At 64.3% G+C, this 1402-nt stretch carries 1 protein-coding gene; it reads right to left on the bottom strand.

The window, feature by feature from the left end; genetic code table 11:
* Positions 1–57: 57 nt before the first annotated feature.
* On the bottom strand, positions 58–1254 hold the full coding sequence (locus tag CHB77_RS17890; protein ID WP_089389474.1) for an IS256 family transposase: 1197 nt from the start codon (positions 1252–1254) through the stop codon (positions 58–60).
* Positions 1255–1402: the final 148 nt, after the last annotated feature.

Consider the following 1402-nt stretch of genomic DNA (forward strand, 5'->3'; position numbering starts at 1 on the left):
GATAGTGCCCCGTGGCGTGGTGTAGGAGCGCCGACCCTCGGAAAGGTCAGGGCCTGATCAGGACGCCACGGCGGGCAGCCTGACATTGGGATTGTCGGTCACGCGAGCGAGTGTTTCAAGGCTCATATAACGCCGCGCGACGGCCCACTCGTCGTTTGTCTCGAGCATCAAGGCACCGACCAGCCTGACAATAGCGCCGTCGTTGGGGAAGATGCCGATGACGTCGGAACGTCGCTTCACCTCGCGGTTCACCCGCTCCAGTGGATTAGTGCTGGCGATCTGGGTCCAGTGTTCGCGGGGAAAGGACATGTAGGCCAGAACGTCGTCACGGGAGGCGTCCATCAGGGCGCCCAGCTTCGGCTGCTTCTCACGGAGCGCATCCGCGACGATGTCCCACTGCTTTTCGGCCTCCGCTTTGGTATCCTGGGCGAAGATCGTCTTCAGCATCGCTGCCACGGCCGCGCGGCTCTTAGCTGGAGCATGGGCCAAGGCGTTGCGCATCCAATGAACCCGGCATCTTTGGTGAGTTGCGTTGAAGACGCGACGCGCGGCGGCCCGCAGACCCTTGTGATCATCGGCGATCACCAGCTTCACCCCGCGCAGGCCGCGGTCGGCAAGGGATCGGAGGAACTCTATCCAGAACACCTCGGCCTCGGAGGCGCCGGTGGCGACCCCCAGCACCTCGCGCTTGCCGTCCTCATTGACCCCGATGGCGATTATTACGGCGCGGCTGACAATCCGCCCGCCATCGCGCACCTTCAGATAGGTCGCGTCGAGCCACAGGTAGGGCCAAGCGCCTTCCAGGGGCCGGCATAAGAAGGCATTCACCCGCTCGTCGATCTCGGCGCACAGGCGGCTGACCTGGCTTTTGGACATGCCGCCCGCGCCCATCGCCTTGACCAGATCGTCCACTGATCGCGTCGAGACGCCGTGGACATAAGCCTCCTGAATCACCGCCACCAAGGCCTTCTCAGCTGTGCGGCGGGGTTCCAGGAAGCTGGGGAAGTAGCTGCCCTTCCGGAGCTTCGGGATCTCCAGCGTGATCCGTCCTGCCCGGGTGTCCCAGTCACGGTCGCGGTATCCGTTGCGCTGAACCTCCCGCAGCGGGCTTCGCGCGCCCTTGGCAGCTCCCGTCCGCGCCTCAACCTCAGCTTCCATGATCCGCTCGGCCGCAAAGGCCAGCATCTCGCGCACGAGGTCCCCATCGGCCTGCTTCTCAACCAGCTCGATTAGCGCCATTCTATCATCGGTCATCGTCGTCTCCGTTCAAGGTTTCAGGTCTCGCAACCCAAACCTTTTCCGAAGATCGGCGGTGACCGCCAGCGTAACCCACGGCCGCGCGGCTTGCGCTACGCCGAAGGCTCCGCGCGCGGCCTCCTACACCACGTGCTGGGACACTATC

This window comes from Paracoccus sediminis (assembly GCF_900188295.1).
Taxonomy (GTDB): Bacteria; Pseudomonadota; Alphaproteobacteria; order Rhodobacterales; family Rhodobacteraceae; genus Paracoccus; species Paracoccus sediminis.